The organism is Streptomyces sp. NPDC049887, from assembly GCF_040656535.1.
In the GTDB taxonomy this organism is placed as follows: domain Bacteria; phylum Actinomycetota; class Actinomycetes; order Streptomycetales; family Streptomycetaceae; genus Streptomyces.
Genome location: NZ_JBFAMM010000022.1, coordinates 46,646 through 62,660 on the forward strand (window position 1 = coordinate 46,646; position 16,015 = coordinate 62,660).

The 16,015-nt window shown below is 73.6% G+C and carries 16 protein-coding genes and 1 pseudogene; 10 read left to right on the forward strand and 7 right to left on the reverse strand.

Features of this window, described 5'->3' with window-relative positions:
• The first annotated feature begins 35 nt into the window (after positions 1-35).
• Positions 36-557, forward strand: a complete 522-nt coding sequence (locus tag AB0J10_RS24460) for an ATP-binding protein (protein ID WP_363064616.1) — start codon at positions 36-38, stop codon at positions 555-557.
• A 235-nt stretch (positions 558-792) separates the two neighbouring features.
• On the opposite strand, the gene AB0J10_RS24465 is transcribed toward AB0J10_RS24460, so the two are convergent.
• The gene (locus AB0J10_RS24465; protein WP_363064617.1) at positions 793-1,611 is read right to left on the reverse strand and encodes a class I SAM-dependent methyltransferase; all 819 of its coding nucleotides are present in this window, start codon (positions 1,609-1,611) and stop codon (positions 793-795) included.
• 304 nt (positions 1,612-1,915) lie between these two features.
• Positions 1,916-3,142 carry an ROK family protein gene (locus AB0J10_RS24470; RefSeq protein WP_363064618.1) on the reverse strand — a complete coding sequence of 409 codons (1,227 nt, stop codon included), beginning with the start codon at positions 3,140-3,142 and terminating at the stop codon, positions 1,916-1,918.
• A 213-nt stretch (positions 3,143-3,355) separates the two neighbouring features.
• On the opposite strand from AB0J10_RS24470, the gene AB0J10_RS24475 reads away from it, so the two are divergent.
• The 3 genes from AB0J10_RS24475 to AB0J10_RS24485 all read left to right on the forward strand — a co-directional run bounded on the left by AB0J10_RS24475 (position 3,356) and on the right by AB0J10_RS24485 (position 6,326).
• Complete coding sequence (locus AB0J10_RS24475; protein ID WP_363064619.1) at positions 3,356-4,642, forward strand: MFS transporter; 1,287 nt, start codon at positions 3,356-3,358, stop codon at positions 4,640-4,642.
• Between the two features lie 208 nt (positions 4,643-4,850).
• Positions 4,851-5,591, forward strand: coding sequence for a maleylpyruvate isomerase family mycothiol-dependent enzyme (locus AB0J10_RS24480; protein WP_363064620.1), 741 nt, complete (start codon positions 4,851-4,853; stop codon positions 5,589-5,591).
• Positions 5,592-5,999: 408 nt separating this feature from the next.
• Positions 6,000-6,326, forward strand: a complete 327-nt coding sequence (locus AB0J10_RS24485; protein WP_363064621.1) for a DUF6332 family protein — start codon at positions 6,000-6,002, stop codon at positions 6,324-6,326.
• Here AB0J10_RS24485 and AB0J10_RS24490 read toward each other — a convergent pair.
• Both AB0J10_RS24490 and AB0J10_RS24495 read right to left on the reverse strand, forming a co-directional pair.
• A pseudogene (locus AB0J10_RS24490) lies at positions 6,290-6,610 on the reverse strand (hypothetical protein); the annotation flags it as partial. The gene AB0J10_RS24485 and the pseudogene AB0J10_RS24490 overlap by 37 nt on opposite strands.
• Before the next feature lie 150 nt (positions 6,611-6,760).
• The gene (locus tag AB0J10_RS24495) at positions 6,761-7,501 is read right to left on the reverse strand and encodes a TetR/AcrR family transcriptional regulator (RefSeq protein WP_363064622.1); all 741 of its coding nucleotides are present in this window, start codon (positions 7,499-7,501) and stop codon (positions 6,761-6,763) included.
• Between the two features lie 157 nt (positions 7,502-7,658).
• On the opposite strand from AB0J10_RS24495, the gene AB0J10_RS24500 reads away from it, so the two are divergent.
• A complete protein-coding gene (locus AB0J10_RS24500; protein WP_363064623.1) occupies positions 7,659-8,114 on the forward strand; it encodes a nitroreductase family deazaflavin-dependent oxidoreductase in 456 nt (151 codons plus the stop codon).
• A gap of 113 nt (positions 8,115-8,227) precedes the next feature.
• Here the strand turns inward: AB0J10_RS24500 and AB0J10_RS24505 are convergent, their stop codons facing one another.
• On the reverse strand, positions 8,228-9,526 hold the full coding sequence (locus AB0J10_RS24505) for a geranylgeranyl reductase family protein (RefSeq protein WP_363064624.1): 1,299 nt from the start codon (positions 9,524-9,526) through the stop codon (positions 8,228-8,230).
• A 139-nt stretch (positions 9,527-9,665) separates the two neighbouring features.
• Here AB0J10_RS24505 and AB0J10_RS24510 point away from each other — a divergent pair, with 139 nt between their 5' ends.
• The 3 genes from AB0J10_RS24510 to AB0J10_RS24520 are packed head-to-tail and all read left to right on the forward strand — an operon-like array spanning position 9,666 to position 11,812.
• A complete protein-coding gene (locus AB0J10_RS24510) occupies positions 9,666-11,030 on the forward strand; it encodes a dipeptidase (protein WP_363064625.1) in 1,365 nt (454 codons plus the stop codon).
• A gap of 8 nt (positions 11,031-11,038) precedes the next feature.
• On the forward strand, positions 11,039-11,191 hold the full coding sequence (locus AB0J10_RS24515) for a hypothetical protein (protein WP_363064626.1): 153 nt from the start codon (positions 11,039-11,041) through the stop codon (positions 11,189-11,191).
• Positions 11,192-11,203: 12 nt separating this feature from the next.
• Positions 11,204-11,812: an MBL fold metallo-hydrolase gene (locus AB0J10_RS24520; protein WP_363064627.1), complete on the forward strand. Its 609-nt coding sequence runs from the start codon at positions 11,204-11,206 to the stop codon at positions 11,810-11,812.
• Between the two features lie 156 nt (positions 11,813-11,968).
• Here the strand turns inward: AB0J10_RS24520 and AB0J10_RS24525 are convergent, their stop codons facing one another.
• Positions 11,969-13,003 carry an NUDIX domain-containing protein gene (locus AB0J10_RS24525; protein WP_363064628.1) on the reverse strand — a complete coding sequence of 345 codons (1,035 nt, stop codon included), beginning with the start codon at positions 13,001-13,003 and terminating at the stop codon, positions 11,969-11,971.
• Between the two features lie 153 nt (positions 13,004-13,156).
• Between AB0J10_RS24525 and AB0J10_RS24530 the strand changes: the two genes are divergently transcribed.
• A complete protein-coding gene (locus tag AB0J10_RS24530; protein ID WP_269731676.1) occupies positions 13,157-13,330 on the forward strand; it encodes a hypothetical protein in 174 nt (57 codons plus the stop codon).
• A gap of 15 nt (positions 13,331-13,345) precedes the next feature.
• Here the strand turns inward: AB0J10_RS24530 and AB0J10_RS24535 are convergent, their stop codons facing one another.
• Positions 13,346-14,275: an N-acetylmuramoyl-L-alanine amidase gene (locus tag AB0J10_RS24535; RefSeq protein ID WP_363064629.1), complete on the reverse strand. Its 930-nt coding sequence runs from the start codon at positions 14,273-14,275 to the stop codon at positions 13,346-13,348.
• Between the two features lie 553 nt (positions 14,276-14,828).
• On the opposite strand from AB0J10_RS24535, the gene AB0J10_RS24540 reads away from it, so the two are divergent.
• A complete protein-coding gene (locus AB0J10_RS24540) occupies positions 14,829-15,749 on the forward strand; it encodes a DUF4394 domain-containing protein (RefSeq protein WP_363064630.1) in 921 nt (306 codons plus the stop codon).
• Positions 15,750-16,015: the final 266 nt, after the last annotated feature.

The window sequence follows — 16,015 nt, forward strand, 5'->3', positions numbered from 1 at the left end:
GTCTTCTTCCGGACCTCATTCGGGGAGTCGCAGCCGTGATCAGCGAGGCAAGCAGGCATTGCACGGTGGAGCTCCAGGCTCTTCCGTCGCGGATCGGTCAGGTCCGCAGAATCGTGTCGGCGCAATTGCGCTACTGGCAGCTCGATCGCTTGATCGACCAGGCGGCTCTCGGCGTCACCGAGCTCCTGACCAACGTCCACCGGCACGCACAGCCCGACAAACTGTGCACCGTGGAGATGGAGCTGCTCTTCGACCGGCTCACCGTTTCGGTGCACGACCACGACCCCCGGATACCGGTGCTCGGATCCGCGGGACCGCTCGAGACCACCGGCCGTGGACTCGCGCTGATCGAGGCCGTGAGCGAGAGCTGGGGAGTGCTGCCCAAGGGCGACGCGGGCAAGGTCGTCTGGTTCACGCTGCCCACGGCACTCCCGGCCCCGGCGGCACCGTCGCCGTACGCGGTCACCGCGGTGTTCGGTGCGGCCACCACCCCCTTCCCCGTCGTCGAGGCGGAACCGCGGGAACGCGCCCCGGTGCGGGCGGCCGTGGCGACCTGAGGCGGCACCGCGGGCCGGACCCGGCCGACCACGTCCATGCCGTCCGACCGGCCGCCCCGCACTCCGGGGCGGCCGGTCGAGGTGCGGGTGTCGGGCCGGGCCGCCCGTCGCCTGCGGTCCGAACCGCTCATGACGTTCCCCCGCACGGCAGGAGCGTCACCCCGGAAGGGCGTTCCGGCCGTCGTGCGGCCGGCGGCGGTGTGCCCACTGCCCGGGGAGTACGGGTGCGCCGAGGTCAGACGACCGGGATCAGCGTGAGGTAGGCGAAGCCCAGCACGTTCCGGTAACCACGCAGCCAGCTCGCCCGGTGACGGTCCACCCGCTCGCGGGTGCTGCCGGCGAGCGGGTGCCCCTGGTGGTGGGCGAGCCACTCCTCCACGTCGGCCAGATAGCCCGACTCGAAGTCCTCCCACTCCGATTCGCCCGCGGTCTCGATCGCCTCGACACGGAATCCGGCCGCGGTGGCGGCCTCGACGACATCGGCCAACAGGAGGTGGTCGTCGGCCCGGGCGTCCGGCCACATCGCGGCCAGCTCCTCCGCCGCGGGAACGCGCTGCCAGAACCCCTCGCCGAAGAGCACGCGCCCGCCCGGGACCACCAGTGAACGCAGCGCGCGGAGCGCGGTGGTGGTCGCCGGGAGAGCCGCGGAGGCGTCGGTGCCGTCCGGACCGAGCAGCGCCTGGCCGGAGCCCACGCACAGCACGACGTCGGCGGGCCCGTGCCGGGTGCCGGCGGCGGACTCATCGAGGAACCGGGCCCGCTCGAGGAGCCCGCGCTCCTCGGCGCTGCGGCGTCCGCGGGCCAGGTCGTCCCCGTTCAGGTCGATCCCCACGCCCCTGGCTCCGGGCGCCGCCTCCAGAAGCCGCAGCATCAACTCGCCCCAGCCGCAGCCGATGTCGAGCACACAGGCCGGCTCCCGGCGGGCGAGTCGCGCGACGAGTCGGTCGGCACGCTCCTCGGACAGCGGCCCGTGGAAGGTGAGGCGGGTCAGGCGGGGCGGGAGAGCGTCGTCGGCCATGCCGTGGACCGTACGGCGACCGGCCCGTGGCCGCATCCGAATTCCCGTGGGCCACCGGCGTGTCGGCTCTGGCCCCGGGCGGCCGCCCGCGGCGCGACGACTGTCCGCCCTCAGGTCCCGCGGCACGCCCGTCGCCCACGACCCGGTGTCGGAGCGCAAGGCCGGCGGCACGGCCGCCCCGGCATCCCCGGTCCCCGGCGCTCCTGCCGCGGACCTCCTGAGGCCGCCGTTCCGACGTACCGAAGCTCCCGGGCGCCGCGCCCGGCAGGCGATCGGGGCGAACTCCAGGGCCACGCCCGCGGTGCCCGGGCCGCACACCGGCCTCACTGTCCGCGGGCGCTCACGAAACGCGCTGCGCCGCCGCGCTCAGCGGATCGTCGAGCACCGGCTGCCAGGCCAGTTCCGCCGCACCCACCAGGCTGTTGTGGTCGAGGGTGCACGGCAGGATGGGCACACTGCCGCTCCGGCCCCACAGGCTGCGGTCGGCGACCACGGCCCGCAGGCGTTCCGGGTCGGCGTCGAGAAGTTCGCGGTGCAGGCCGCCGAGGATGATGCGGTCGGGGTTGAGGATGTTGACGAGCCCCGCGAGCCCGAGGCCCAGCCGGTCGACGATCTCCTCGGCCGCCGCCCGCACGGTCGGGTCGCCGTACTCCGTGCGCAGCAGATCCCTGGCCTGCTGGAGCAGGGAGACCTCGGGACCGGGGTCGCGGTCGGCCGCGGTGAGGAACGCGAGCGGGTCGGCCTCCACGTCGAGACAGCCGCGGCTGCCGCAATGGCAGGCGCGCCCCTCGGGGTTGACCGTGACATGGCCCACTTCCAGGGCCAGGCCCGCGCTGCCGGTGTGCAGTCTGCCGTCGAGGACGAGCGCACCGCCGACGCCACGGTGCCCGGTGGCGACGCAGAGGAGGTGCCGGGCACCGCGGCCGGCACCGTGCCGGTGCTCGGCGAGGGCGGCGAGGTTGACGTCGTTGCCGGTGAAAGCGGGTCCTGTGATGCCGGCCGCCTGCACGCAGTCGGCGAAGATGTCGCGGACCGGTGCACCCGCCGGCCAGGCGAGGTGCAGCGGGTTGAGGGCGGTGCCCTCGGGCTCGGCGACGGCGGAGGGCACGGCGAGCCCGGCACCCACGCAGCGTCGGCCGGACTCCGCCAGCAGTTCCGCGCCCGCCTCGACGACCTCGCCGAGCACCTGGGCGGGATCGGCGGAAACCGTGACGCAGCCGGGCGCGGTCGCGACCATCGTGCCGCCGAGTCCGACCAGCGCGGCCCGGAATCCGTCGGCGTGCACCTGGGCGGCGAGGGCGACGGGGCCGTTCTCGTCGACGGCGAGCCGGTGGGAGGGACGACCCTGGGAGCCGGCGGCCGCTCCGGGCCGGGAGTCCACCCTGATGAGACCGAGCGCCTCCAGTTCCGCTGCGACCGCACCGGCCGTGGCCCTGGTGACGCCCAGCTCGGCGGTCAGCACGGCCCGGGTGGGCGCGCGGCCCGTGTGGACCAGTTCCAGTGCGGGTCCGAGGGCGCTGCGGCCTCGCTCAAGCCGCGTCCTGGTGCTCGTCGCCTTGCCGTTCATGGGCGAAGTCTCCCATGATCCCGCAGACGGAGGGGCGTTCCGTCGGGGGGCGGCGCCCTGCGGGCGGAGGACGGCTCCGGGGAAGAGGCCGACGCGGCCTGCGTACCCCGTCCCCCGAGCGCGACCGGACGCGGATCGCGCAGGTTCCCCGTACATGGGCCCGGTCGGTCGGCGCGGTTGTGCGGGGGTGGCGGCGGCCCCTATCCTCATTTTGTGCCGCTACTAAACAAACCCTCGCCCCACTCCCTCACCCGGCTCCGGATCGCGCTCACGGCCTTCTTCGCCCTCGACGGCTTCCTCTTCGCGGGCTGGGTCGTCCGCATCCCCGCCATCAAGGAACAGACCGGCGCCTCGGCGAGCGATCTCGGCCTCGCTCTCCTCGGCGTCTCCGCCGGCGCCGTGGTGACGATGACGCTCACCGGGCGCCTGTGCCGGCGCTTCGGAAGCCGTCCACTGACCGTCGCGGCCGCGGTTCTGCTCTCGCTCGGCATCGCGCTGCCCGCACAGACCCACTCCGCACTCGACCTCGGCCTGGTGCTGCTGGTGTTCGGAGCCGCGTACGGCGGGATCAACGTGGCCATGAACAGCGCCGCGGTGGACCTGGTCGCGGCGCTGCGAAGGCCCGTCATGCCCGGCTTCCACGCCGCCTTCAGCCTGGGCGGCATGATCGGCGCCGGCCTCGGCGGACTGGTGGCCGCGGGCCTCTCGGCCTCCTCGCACCTGCTCGCCCTCACCGTCACCGGGCTCGCCGTCACGGCCGCGGCCGGACCGGTGCTGCTGCGGCACCCCACTCCCGCCGTCCACGAGAGCACCGGCCGGTCCGCGTCCCCCGGCGAGCGCGGGAACGACCCGGTCCGCCCCTCCCGCCGCACAAGGCGGCTCGTCGCGGTCTTCGGCGTCATCGCCCTGTGCACCGCGTACGGCGAAGGGGCGCTGGCCGACTGGGGAGCGCTCCACCTGGAACAGGACCTCGGGGCGCACTCGGGGGTGGCGGCAGCCGGATACTCGCTGTTCGCCCTGGCGATGACGGCGGGGCGGCTCTCCGGCACGACCCTGCTGGAACGGCTCGGCCAGACCCGGACGTTGGTCGCGGGCGGCGCGACGGCAGCCGCCGGAATGCTGCTCGGCGCACTGGCGCCGACGGTCTGGGCGGCCCTGCTGGGATTCGCCGTGACCGGACTCGGACTGGCGAACATCTTTCCCGTCGCGGTGGCGCGAGCGGGTGCGCTCGCCGGGCCCGCCGGTGTGGCCACCGCCTCCACCCTGGGGTACGGCGGCATGCTGCTGGGGCCTCCGGCGATCGGCTTCCTCGCCGACTGGTTCTCGCTGCCGGTGGCACTGACGACGGTGGCCGCGCTCGCCGCCACGGCCTCGGTGATCGGTTGTGCCGTCCGCCGAATCCCGGCCGGAACGACCGCGGAGGTGCCGGCCGACGACCGGCGTCCACCCGTCACCGCGTCGCCTGCCGGAGCGGAGCAGTGCCGGAGCGAGCCGCGCTGACGCGGTGGGGGTGCCGACGCGAAGGTCTCGGTCCTCGTCCAGGTGGTCCCGCACGGCCTGTTCCTACGGCTGCCGCCGCGGAGCGGCCGCATACTTCGCGACCGCGCGGTGCCTGAAGGACGCCCCCGCCGCCTCCCGTCCCCACCCACTCCGGGCCGAACTCCCGGGCGGAGCCCCCTTGTCGGCGCGCCTCCGGCAGAATGCCGCCATGGAGACGGCCGAACTGATCGAGTACCTGGGCGCGGAGGGCCGGTTGCTGGCCGGAGCCGCCGAGGCGGCGGGACCGGACGCAGCCGTGCCGACCTGCCCGGGGTGGCAAGTCAGGGACCTGCTGCGGCACACCGGCACGGTGCACCGCTGGGCGACGGCGTTCGTGACCGAGCGGTACGCGGAGTACCGCCCGGACGCGGGTGAGCCCGAGCTGGACGGGAGGGCCCTGCTGGAGTGGTTCGAAGAGGGACACGGTCTGCTCGTGGAGGCACTGTCCGGGGCCCCGGCCGACCTCGACTGCTGGACCTTCCTCCCTGCGCCCTCTCCGCTGGCCTTCTGGGCGCGCCGTCAGGCCCATGAGACGGCCGTCCACCGTGTGGACGCCGAGGCCGCGCTCGGCGAACCGGGCCCCGTACCCGAGCGGCCGGCCGCCGACGGCATCGACGAGCTGCTGCGCGCGTTCCACGGCCGCCGGCGAAGCCGGGTGAGGAGCGACGCACCGAAAGTCCTGCGAGTGCGGACCACGGACACCGGCGACGTGTGGACCGTGCGGCTGTCGACCGAACCGCCGCGCACCGACCGCTCGTCGGAAGGGCCCGCGGACTGCGAGCTGAGCGGTCCGGCAGAACGGCTGCACCTCGTGCTGTGGAACCGGCTTCCGGTAACGGCCGTGACGCTGGACGGCGACGAGGAAATCGCCCGACTGTGGCGGGACAACTCGGCGATCACCTGGGCCTGAGCGTCCCCGCTCCGCCGACCGTACCGGCCACCGGCGACCACCGCGCCGCGTTCCCGCACCGAGACACCGCGCGCCGGAGCGGCCCCGCGTCCGACCCGTGAGCCGCGGCCCCTCCCGCGCCCGTCGCTCCGTCGGACACACGGGACCCGGTGGGGCCCTCCGCGGGCGGGCGAACGCCCTGCCGTCAGCGGGCCGTCCGGTCCGCAGGCGGCCGGGAAGGCACCGCCCGCCGGAGCGGCCCGACCTTCGCGTGGCACTCGCGTGCCCCGTCGGTTGAGCACCACCCGTGCCCCGCGCCGGTCGTCGCCGCACGTGTGGCGGGACACCGGGCCGCCCTTCTCCAGCCGGGCTGTCAGCCGGGACGGGGAGCTCTGGCCGGACTCACCGCAGCCCTGAGACACTCCCCGCATGGGGGAACGTACACAGGCACAGCGGGACGAGATGACCGTCGAGATCGGTTACGCACTGCTCAGCGCGGCCTTCGCGGCCGCGGCGGTGTTCGGGGCGATCGCGGGACCGAAGCTGATGTTCGCCATGCCGTACGCAGTCGAGCGCGGGCTGCTCCTCGCCGCCACGGCAGCGGCGGCGCTGGTCTTCCCGCTGCGGGTGGTGACGGTGCTGCGGCGGTTCTCCCGCGAGGCGGACCGACGCGGCCTGCCGGACCGGGCCGGTCAGGCCGGTCGACCGGTGCGGCCCGGTCAGACCGGAGGGAACGGGGCGGCCGGTGGCCCCTGATCCGCCCGGGCGGGCCGCCGGACCGGCCGCGAATCGTGGCCGGGGACGACGGATCGGGCACGGTCCCGGGCGCCCGGCTCCACCGTCGTCCGGCCGACGTGCGTCCTGGCCGTGGGCGGGCAGGCCACGAGGCGGCGGGCGATCTCCTCGCCGGGCAGACCGATGTCGACGAGAACCGTCACCTCCCTTTCCCGCTCGGTGAGTTCTGCGAGGGCACCGGCACCGGCGGGTTCCTTGGAGGGGGCCGCGGACACGGCGATGAGCCGGCGCGTCGCGCCCGCGGCAGCGGGGCGTCGCCCCCACCACCGCCCGTGCCGCACACCGCGGTTCCAAAGCGCCCGGACCCGGCCGGCCGTCGCGCTCCTCGGCTCGGCGAACGGTGGCCACACGCACTCCCGCGGAGCACGGTGCCGGTCGTGACGCCCCGGCCGGGGTCAGCCCCGGGCCCCGGCGGACGGGGCGATCCCCGCCTCCCGGCCGATCCGGGCCGCGGCCTGTGCGAAGAACGCGTCCCTGTCCTCCACGATCCGGTGGAACTGCCCGAACACCTCGAAGGAGATCAGCCCGAAGAGCTGCGACCAGGCGGCCACCAGGGAGACCACGAGCTCCGGCGGCAGTTCGGGGGCGAGGTCCGCCGCCATCCGCCCGGCCTCAGGGCGCATCTCCTCGGGGAGTTCGGGGGGCGCGGTACCGGGTCCGCGGTGGGCGTCGCTTGCGATGCCGACAAGGGCGAGGCCCACCCGGGAGGCGGGCGCGACGGTGGTCTGCGGGGCGGCGTAGCCGGGTACGGGCGAGCCGTAGATCAGCGCGTACTCGTGCGGGTGCCCGAGGGCCCAGGCGCGCACGGCGGCGCAGACGGCGACCCAGCGGGTGAGTGGGTCGCCGTCGGTACCGGCGGCCTTCTCGGCGGCGGCGCCGACGGAGTCGTACGCGTCCACGATCAGCGCGGTGAGCAGATCGTCCCGGCTGGGGAAGTACCGGTAGAGGGCCGAGGAGACCATACCGAGCTCCCGGGCGACGGCGCGCAGGGAGAGCCTGGCGGCGCCGTCGGCGGCGAGTTGCCTGCGCGCCTCTGCCTTGATGGCCGCGGTGATCTCACCGCGGGCCCGCTCCCTCGCTCCCCGGACGGCGGGGCCGGTGCCGCCGGACCGGCCGGTGCGGTGCTCACTGTTCATGGGGAGCAGTCTGCCACGACCGAGAGCACCGACCAACGACGAGAGCACTGCTCTTGCACGGACGGGCGAGCCTCGTGCACACTGCCCTCGAGCGAGAGCAGTGCTCTCTCCCGGATCCGGTGCCCGGTCCGGGGTCACGTCCACGGAGGTCGTCGCCATGTCGTCGTCGCCGCACTACATCAAGGCCGGACCGATCGCTCGGAGTTTCAACAACCTCGTCGGCCGGCTGGCCCGGCACGGCGTCAGCCTGCTCGGGTCCGCAGAGCTCTCCGTGCGGGGCCGCAAGAGCGGCCGGATGCAGCGCATCCCCGTCAATCCGCACAGCCACGGAGGCGAGCAGTACCTGGTCTCGGCCCGCGGCCACTCCCAGTGGGTCCGCAACATGCGCGCGGCGGGCGGCGGGGAACTCCGCGTCGGCCGCAGGGTCCGTACGTTCACCGCCACCGAGATGGTGGACGACACCGAGAAGGTCCCCGTCCTTCGCGCCTATCTGAAGCGCTGGGGCTGGGAGGTGAACCAGTACTTCAAGGGCGTGACCGCCAAGTCCTCGGACCAGGAGCTCCTGGCGGCCGCCGCCGACCATCCGGTGTTCCTGATCACGGTGGAGAAGTGATCCCCGTGGAGCGGCGTCCCCGTGCGGAGGCCCCCCGCACGGAGAAGCGACCCCGGCCGCGGGCGGCCGCGCCCGGACCGCACATCGCACGGTGATCACCGCGCGGCCGGCGATCAGGGCGTGACGCGCGCCCCGTCCTCCCCGTCGCTCCCACGGGCGGCGTCCGCCGTCCCGTCCAGCGGGGCCGGCGGCGCGGGGCGGGAGCGGTCCATGGCCTCCAGGGCGCGCCGGGCGAACCCGTGCGTCCGCACGATGCCGGCCAGCGTCGTGGCCCCGCGGGTGATGTCCGAGAACGCCTTCCAGGCCGGACGGAAACCCGTGATCACCGCGTGCAGGATTCCCGGGCGCCGCTCGAACACCGCGAGCATCCGCCGACCGACGCCCATCTCCACGCCCAGCCCCGCCTTGATGGCGAACGCGTAGTTGAGCGCCTGGCGGCGGGCGTCGACGGCGTCGTTCGCCTCCGCGACCCGCACCGCCCACTCCCCGGCCAGCCGGCCCGAGCGCAGCGCGAAGGAGATGCCCTCCCGGGTCCACGGCTCCAGCAGTCCCGCCGCGTCACCGCAGACCAGCACCCGCCCCCTCGACAGCGGCGAGTCGTCACTGCGGCAGCGGGTCAGATGACCGGAGGAGACGGCCGGTTCGAACCCGGCCAGTCCCAGCCGGGCGATGAAGTCCTCCAGATAGCGTTTGGTGGCGGCGCCCTCACCGCGGGCGGAGATCACCCCGACCGTCAGCACGTCGCCCTTCGGGAACACCCAGCCGTAACTCCCCGGCATCGGGCCCCAGTCGATGAGCACCCGGCCCGCCCAGTCCTCCGCGACCGTGGCGGGCACGGGGATCTCGGCCTCCAGGCCCAGATCCACCTGGTCCGTCCTCACCCCGACATGGGCTCCTATGCGGCCGGCGCTGCCGTCCGCCCCGACAACGGCGCGGGCGAGGACGGTCTCGCCGTCGGCGAGCACGACCGCGACGGTACGGCGATCGGGCACGGCCGGTCCGTGCTGCTCGACCCGGGAGACGGTCGCACCGGTGCGCAGGACCGCGCCGGCCTTCTCCGCGTGCTGCACCAGAGCGGCGTCGAACTCCGGGCGGTTGATGAGCCCGAACAGCATCCGCCGCGAACGACGGGTACGGGCCAGCCTGCCGTTCATCGAGAACGTGACCGCGTGCACCCGGTCCTTCAGGGGAAGTTCGAAACCGGGCGGCAGTGCGTCCCGCGAGGGACCGATGATCCCGCCGCCGCAGGTCTTGTAGCGAGGCAGCTCGGCCTTCTCCAGAAGGAGCACCCGTCTGCCGGTCACCGCGGCCGCGTAGGCCGCCGACGCTCCCGCGGGGCCCGCGCCGACCACGACGACGTCCCACACCGGCTCGTCCCGCCCGTTGACGGCATCTGCGTTCTCGCTGCTCACGATGTGCTTCTGCTCCCGATCCGACGCTCGGTCCAAGGTCTCCACGGCATCCTACGGCGCGACCCCCGCCCGTCCCGCTGTGGGAGGATCGCCGTACCTTCGCACTACACACAACGTCGCACCCACAAGGAGCGTGCCCATGACCGCGAATCCGATCGCCGAGACCGTCGCGTCCCTGATGCCCCGCGCGAAGGCGGAGCTCGCGGAGCTGGTCGCGTTCGAATCGGTGGCGGACCCGGCGGTGGCTCCCAGGAGCGAGTGCGAGGCCGCCGCGAACTGGGTCGCGGACGCGCTGCGCGCCGAGGGCTTCCAGGACGTGGCGCTGCTCGACACCCCCGACGGCTCGCAGTCCGTGTACGGCTTCCTGCCCGGCCCCGAGGGCGCCGGCACCGTCCTGCTGTACGCGCACTACGACGTACAGCCGAAGCTCGACGAGTCGGCGTGGGTGTCGCCCCCGTTCGAGCTGACGGAGCGCGACGGCCGCTGGTACGGGCGCGGCGCCGCCGACTGCAAGGGCGGCTTCATCATGCACCTGCTCGCGCTGCGCGCCCTCAAGGCGAACGGCGGGGTGCCCGTCTCCGTCAAGGTGATCGTCGAGGGCTCCGAGGAGCAGGGAACCGGCGGCCTCGAGCGGTACGCCGAGGCGCATCCGGACCTGCTCGCCGCCGACACGATCGTCATCGGCGACGCCGGCAACTTCCGGGTGGGACTGCCCACCGTCACGGCGACGCTGCGCGGCATGACGATGATCCGGGTCACGATCGACACCCTGGCGGGCAATCTGCACTCCGGGCAGTTCGGCGGCGCCGCCCCCGACGCGCTGGCGGCGCTGATCCGCGTCCTGGACTCGCTTCGCGCCGAGGACGGATCGACGGTGATCGAGGGGCTCGACGCCGACACCGCCTGGGAGGGACTCCAGTACCCGGACGCCGACTTCCGCGAGGACGCCAAGGTCCTCGACGGTGTGGACCTGATCGGCAGCGGCACGGTGGCCGACCGGATCTGGGCGCGCCCGGCCGTCACGGTGATCGGCATCGACTGCGCCCCCGTCGCGGGCGCCACCCCGTCGGTGCCGGCGAGCGCCCGCGCACAGATCAGTCTGCGGGTCCCGCCCGGCCAGGACGCCGCCGAGGCGACGAAGCTGCTGTTCGCCCACATCGAGAAGCACACGCCGTGGAACGCCCGGGTGAGCGTCGAGCAGGTCGGCCAGGGCCAGCCGTTCCTCGCCGACGTGCGGAGCCCGGCGTACACGGCCATGGCCGACGCCATGCGGATCGCCTACCCGGGCCAGGAGATGCAGGCCGCCGGCATGGGCGGCTCGATCCCGCTGTGCAACACGCTCGCCGAGCTGTACCCGTCGGCGGAGATCCTGCTGATCGGGCTGAGCGAGCCCGACGCCCGGATCCACGCCGTCAACGAGAGCGTCTCGCCGGAGGAACTGGAGCGTCTGTCCGTGGCCGAGGCGCACTTCCTGGTCAACTACGCGCGCTCCCGCCGGGCATAGGGAGCACCGTGGGCCCGGTGCACGCTCTCGGCGAACTTCGCCGAGAGCGTGGATCCGGGTGGCGACGGGCCGTCACCGCGTACGTTCGCCGCATGGATGTCATCGAGGTACTGCCGCAACTGCACATGTTCCGCTTCCGCATCGGCCAGGCCTTCCTGTAGCGCGACGGGGACGTGCTCACCCTGATCGACGCCGGGGACGTGACAGCCGCACCGGGCGTGGAGCGGGCGGTCCGCTCGCTCGGCGCCGATCCGGCAGGGCTGCGCCGGATCGTGCTGACGCACTGCCATCGGGACCACATCGGCGCCGCCGGGGAACTCGCGCGCCGGTTCGGAGCCGAGGTGCCGGCCCACCGGCTGGACGCTCCGGTGATCCGCGGCACGGCTCCGGTGCCCGAACCGGTGCTGCTGGACTGGGAACGCCCGCTGTACGAGCACGCCCTCACGGTCCCGGTGGCGCCGCCGGTGCGGGTGGACCGGGAGCTGGAGGACGGCGACGAGCTGGACTTCGGCGGCGGGGCCCGGGTGGTGCACGTCCCGGGCCACACCGACGGCTCGGTGGCGGTCCATCTGCCCCGCCACGGGGTCCTGTTCACCGGGGACGCGGTCGCGGGAGTCGGCCGGGTCATGCCGGGCGTCTTCAACGTGGACCGTGAGCGGGCGGTGGAGTCGGTGCGGAGGCTGGCGTCCCTGGCGCCGTCCACGGTGTGCTTCGGCCACGGCGACCCGCTCACGGAGGACGCGGCCGTCGTCCTGAGTGGTGCGGCCGAGGCCGCGCCGTGACACGGGACGGCGCGGCACGGTTCGCTTCCGGGCGCGAGTCCGGCCCATGCGTCGCGAGCCGGGCCGCCCGTTGACCGTGCACCGCCGGCCGTCCGGCCGTCCGGCCGTCCGGCCGACTCGACGCACCCGGCGGCACCGGACGCGCGCGCCCCGTACTCATCGGACGGGGACGCCGTCCTCCAGGTTCAGCACCGTCCCGCGTTCCCTGGCCCGCAGGGCCCAGCGCAGCCGTTCGTAGCGGACCGGGGGCAGCATCCCCGCGGCCTCCTCCTCCGAGGCGAAACGCCATTCCCTCAGTTCGGCCCCGGGCAGGCTCACCCGCTCGGCCGCGTCGTCGCCGGTGAGCCGCCCTCCGTCGAACAGCAGCCGAAGCCCTCCGTACCCGGGTGGCCGGGGCGGCTCCCAGTCGACGACGAGCAGCCTGGGTACGGCGCCGAGTTCGATCCCTATCTCCTCGGCGACCTCCCGGATCCCCGCGCGTGCCGGCGCCTCGCCCGCCTCGACGACCCCGCCGGGGAACTCCCAGCCGGGTTTGTAGGTGGGGTCGACGAGGAGCACCCGGTCCTGTTCGTCGAAGAGGAGGACTCCGGCGGCGAGGGTCTCGGCCGTGGGTTCCGCCGTCTGCACGATGTCACTGACCCCGGCCGCGCCGGAGCGCACCGCCTCGGCGACGGTCTCCGCGGTCTCCCTCGGCGTGAGGCGCGAGTTGTCGACGGCGTGGGCGTCGGCGCTCAGCCAGCCGAGGGCGGTGCGGTAGCGCTCGATGTGGTCGTCCGCCTCGTCCGCCCCCGGGCGTTCCCCGGGTGCGGACGGCTCCTCGCGGGCGGTGATCCGCGAGCGCAGGATCGTTTCGTCCGGGCGGAGGAGCACATGCCGGACCGGGATCCGGCGCGCGGCGAGACCGCCGAAGATCTCGTCGCGGTACTCCTGGCGCAGCAGGGTCATCGGAACCACCAGCACCCCGCCTACCTCGGCGAGCAGCGCGGCCGCGGTGTCCACGACCAGCCGGCGCCAGATGGGCAGGTCCTGGTGGTCCGTCACTTCGGCGAGCCGTTTCTGCGGCAGCAGTGCCCGCATCGCCCCGCCGATCACCTCGGGGTCGTACAACGTGCTGTTCGGGATCAGATCGATCAGCTCGCGAGCAGTGGTCGTCTTGCCCGCGCTGAACGCACCGTTGATCCAGACGATCACGGTTCCCCCTCCTCCGTAGCCCCCTGTGGACTGCCCGCAACACCCTGCCACGGAAACGTCACTCCGGATGCGTCGCGCCCGCCGCGCGGACCCGGGCCGTAACACACCCGGACGGAGCTTCGTTGGGGATCACGGACGAGCGAGGGGGTGCGGATGCGCCGAACGGTGCTGGAGACGTTTCCCGCCGGTGGCCCGCGAGGGAGCCGGCCGGCGGAGGAGTTCGCGCGGGCACGCCGGGACGAGGGCGTCCCGGCGGAGGTGGTCATGGATCTGGACACGGACGCTTTCCTCGTCGTGATCCCACAGCAGGGGGCCGAGTCCCGCTGAGCCCGTCGCCCCGGATCACAGGGCCCAGTACGGTCCCGAGACGACACGGTGGAGCAGTCGCACCGACGATCCGTCCGGTGTGGTCGCCCGGACCTCGAACCGCAGATGACGGCCCTTGGGCACGTCCGCGGTGCACTGGAACTGGTGGCCGCCCGGCCCCTTTGCGCTGACGGAGAGGTACGCGGACGGGTTCCGGCCCGCGGTGTCCGTCAGATAGAACCGGCCCTCTATCCGCGCCTCCTGGTGGGTGCTGTCGGCGAACAGCAGGTGGACCAGGGTGGAGTGACGCCGGGGCCCCGCGTGCAGGACGGCGTCCGTGAAGGCCAGGCCCGTCCAGACACCGGAACGGAGCGTGACGTCCAAGGAGTTGGACTCGTTCAGCATGGACGGCATGTCGGGGTCCTCCTGGGGCGGGCCCTGTCCGGTCGCGAGGGCGACGATTCGGGGGAAGACGACGTTCCTGAACTGGCGCACCCGGGCGTCCCCCGGGCAGGCGGTGCCGGACACCGCCCAGGCGGAGTGCAGACGGTGGTAGCCGTAGCCGGGGTCGTCGTGGCTTCGGCAGATGCGCAGCGGGATGCCGTGCCGTTGGTGCAGCCACACCCCGAGCCGGACCAGCTGCTCGACCTGGGCATCGGTCCACGGGTCCGACGACTTGGTGTTCGACGCGGTCTCGATGCTGACGGCGCCGGTTCCGTCCGGGCGCCGGTTCGCGCCCGCGTTGGCGTCGGCACGGGTCTCGGTGCCGATGTACTGGCCCAGGTCGCCCTCGTAGCCGAGGCCGAAATGGGACTCGAGGTTGGTGGACTTCCAGTACTCGTAAAGCCGTTGAGCGGTCCACGGCGCGGCGATGCTGTGCAGGATGAACTGGGTGGGCCGGATGGCCGGCTGACCGTCCGACTCGGGCTGCAGCTCGTACTTGGTGGCACCCGGGTACCAGGCCATGTGCGCACCCCCTTCTGTCGTGCACATGACCCTGATGCCGCAGGTCAGGGTCCGGGAAACCCCGGCTCGGGGCATTTCGGCGCGGCGCGGGGGGCGTATCCGCGCACAAGCGGCGCCCGTCGCTCCACCACATGTCGCGGCGACCGCTCCTCCCCCGCCCCCCGCCCTCGCATGAGCACGGGAAGTGCGTCACAGTGCGTCACCGTCGCACCGCCCGGGACTCCGAAGGATGCTGTCGCGGCGATCGCCACCCCCGCCGGCCACGGCGTCGGCGTCCGCGCGGCTCCGGACGCCTGCCGCCCATCCCCGGAAGACGGCCGAACACCGGCGGGCGGATCACTCCACCGGCGGACCGCCCTCCCGGGTCTGCGCGACGCCCCTCCTCGCCACGCTCGGCGACGGCCCGACACGCCGATGATCGCGTTCCCTCGGTCGGAGCAGCGGGCGACGCCTTATGGGTCTATTCAGGGAGCTATCCGGTGATTTACATGCTTATCGTCGGCGTGTTGACGCCTCATCGGATGGGGGCGTCCGAAGAGAGCTCGGAGATCTTATGCGTGCAGCAGTTATCGCTCTTGCCCTCGCGGCCTCGATCGCCACGGCCGCACCGGCGACCGCCGTCGGCATGGACGATGGAGGCAACGAGAACGGCGGCGGAGGCAACGGTCTGACCGTCAACGGTCTGACCAGTGACCAGAGGCTCGTGCAGTTCCGTGCCAACCGTCCGCAGGACGTCAAGGAGATCGGCGCGGTCACCGGACTTCAGGAGGACACGACGCTGGTCGGCATCGACTACCGGGCGCAGGACGGCCGGCTGTACGGCGTCGGCAACGCCGGCGGCGTGTACACCATCAATGCGCAGACCGCGGTGGCCACCCTGCTCCACCGGCTCGAGGTCCTGCTGGAAGGCACCCACTTCGGCGTGGACTTCAGCGCTGCCGCCAACCGGCTGCGGATCATCAGCGACACCGGTCAGAACCTCCGTCACAACGTCGAGGACGGCAACACCGAGGAGGACACCGACCTCACGGTCCTCGGGGTGACAGGCGCGGCCTACACGAACAACGACATGGCACCGGCCACCGACACCACGCTGTTCGTCATCGACACGAACGGCGACCAGGTGGGCGTCGTCTCCCCGCCGAACAGCGGCGATTTCGAGTCCACCGGTGACCTGGGGGTGAACGCCGGCCTCCCGGCCGGATTCGACATCCACTTCTCGGCCAAGGCCGCGAACCAGGGTTTCGCCTCTCTCCAGACCAACGGCGGCACCACCGGCTTCTACCGGGTCAACCTGCTGACCGGTGAGGCCACCATGGTCGGCCAGGCGTTCCCGGTCCAGGTGGTCGACATCGCGGTGCCCCTGAACCAGAACCAGGACGACGACAACGACAACGACGGCCCCGGCAACGGCAAGCCCGGCAACGGCAAGCCCGGGAACGGCAACGGGAACGGCAACGGCAACGGCGACTGATCCGGCGCGGCCCGGGCGCATGACGCAGGTGCTGTGCCGGAGCGTTCCTCCGGCACAGCACCGCGGCATGCCCGCCCGACGACGCGTCACCGGATCACGCGCACCCGGGGCGCCGGCCGCCGCACCACCTCCCACCGCCGGGCACCGCGGACCCACCGGCTCCCGACGCCGGCGCGCGTCGCCCGGGGTGTTCCACACGCGGCGGCCTCACGGCCGTGAAAGCGCGGGCCGCTGCCGGAGGGTGGCAGGCCCGGGGATCGCGGCCC

Excerpts from the sequence above, each read along its gene's own strand:
- AB0J10_RS24465 (WP_363064617.1), bottom strand. The coding sequence starts at position 1,611 with ATGCGGCCACGGGCCGGTCGCCGTACGGTCCACGGCATGGCCGACGAC.
- AB0J10_RS24470 (WP_363064618.1), bottom strand. The coding sequence starts at position 3,142 with ATGAACGGCAAGGCGACGAGCACCAGGACGCGGCTTGAGCGAGGCCGC.
- AB0J10_RS24480 (WP_363064620.1), top strand. The coding sequence starts at position 4,851 with ATGGAGACGGCCGAACTGATCGAGTACCTGGGCGCGGAGGGCCGGTTG.
- AB0J10_RS24485 (WP_363064621.1), top strand. The coding sequence starts at position 6,000 with ATGGGGGAACGTACACAGGCACAGCGGGACGAGATGACCGTCGAGATC.
- AB0J10_RS24495 (WP_363064622.1), bottom strand. The coding sequence starts at position 7,501 with ATGAACAGTGAGCACCGCACCGGCCGGTCCGGCGGCACCGGCCCCGCC.
- AB0J10_RS24500 (WP_363064623.1), top strand. The coding sequence starts at position 7,659 with ATGTCGTCGTCGCCGCACTACATCAAGGCCGGACCGATCGCTCGGAGT.
- AB0J10_RS24510 (WP_363064625.1), top strand. The coding sequence starts at position 9,666 with ATGACCGCGAATCCGATCGCCGAGACCGTCGCGTCCCTGATGCCCCGC.
- AB0J10_RS24530 (WP_269731676.1), top strand. The coding sequence starts at position 13,157 with ATGCGCCGAACGGTGCTGGAGACGTTTCCCGCCGGTGGCCCGCGAGGG.
- AB0J10_RS24535 (WP_363064629.1), bottom strand. The coding sequence starts at position 14,275 with ATGGCCTGGTACCCGGGTGCCACCAAGTACGAGCTGCAGCCCGAGTCG.
- AB0J10_RS24540 (WP_363064630.1), top strand. The coding sequence starts at position 14,829 with ATGCGTGCAGCAGTTATCGCTCTTGCCCTCGCGGCCTCGATCGCCACG.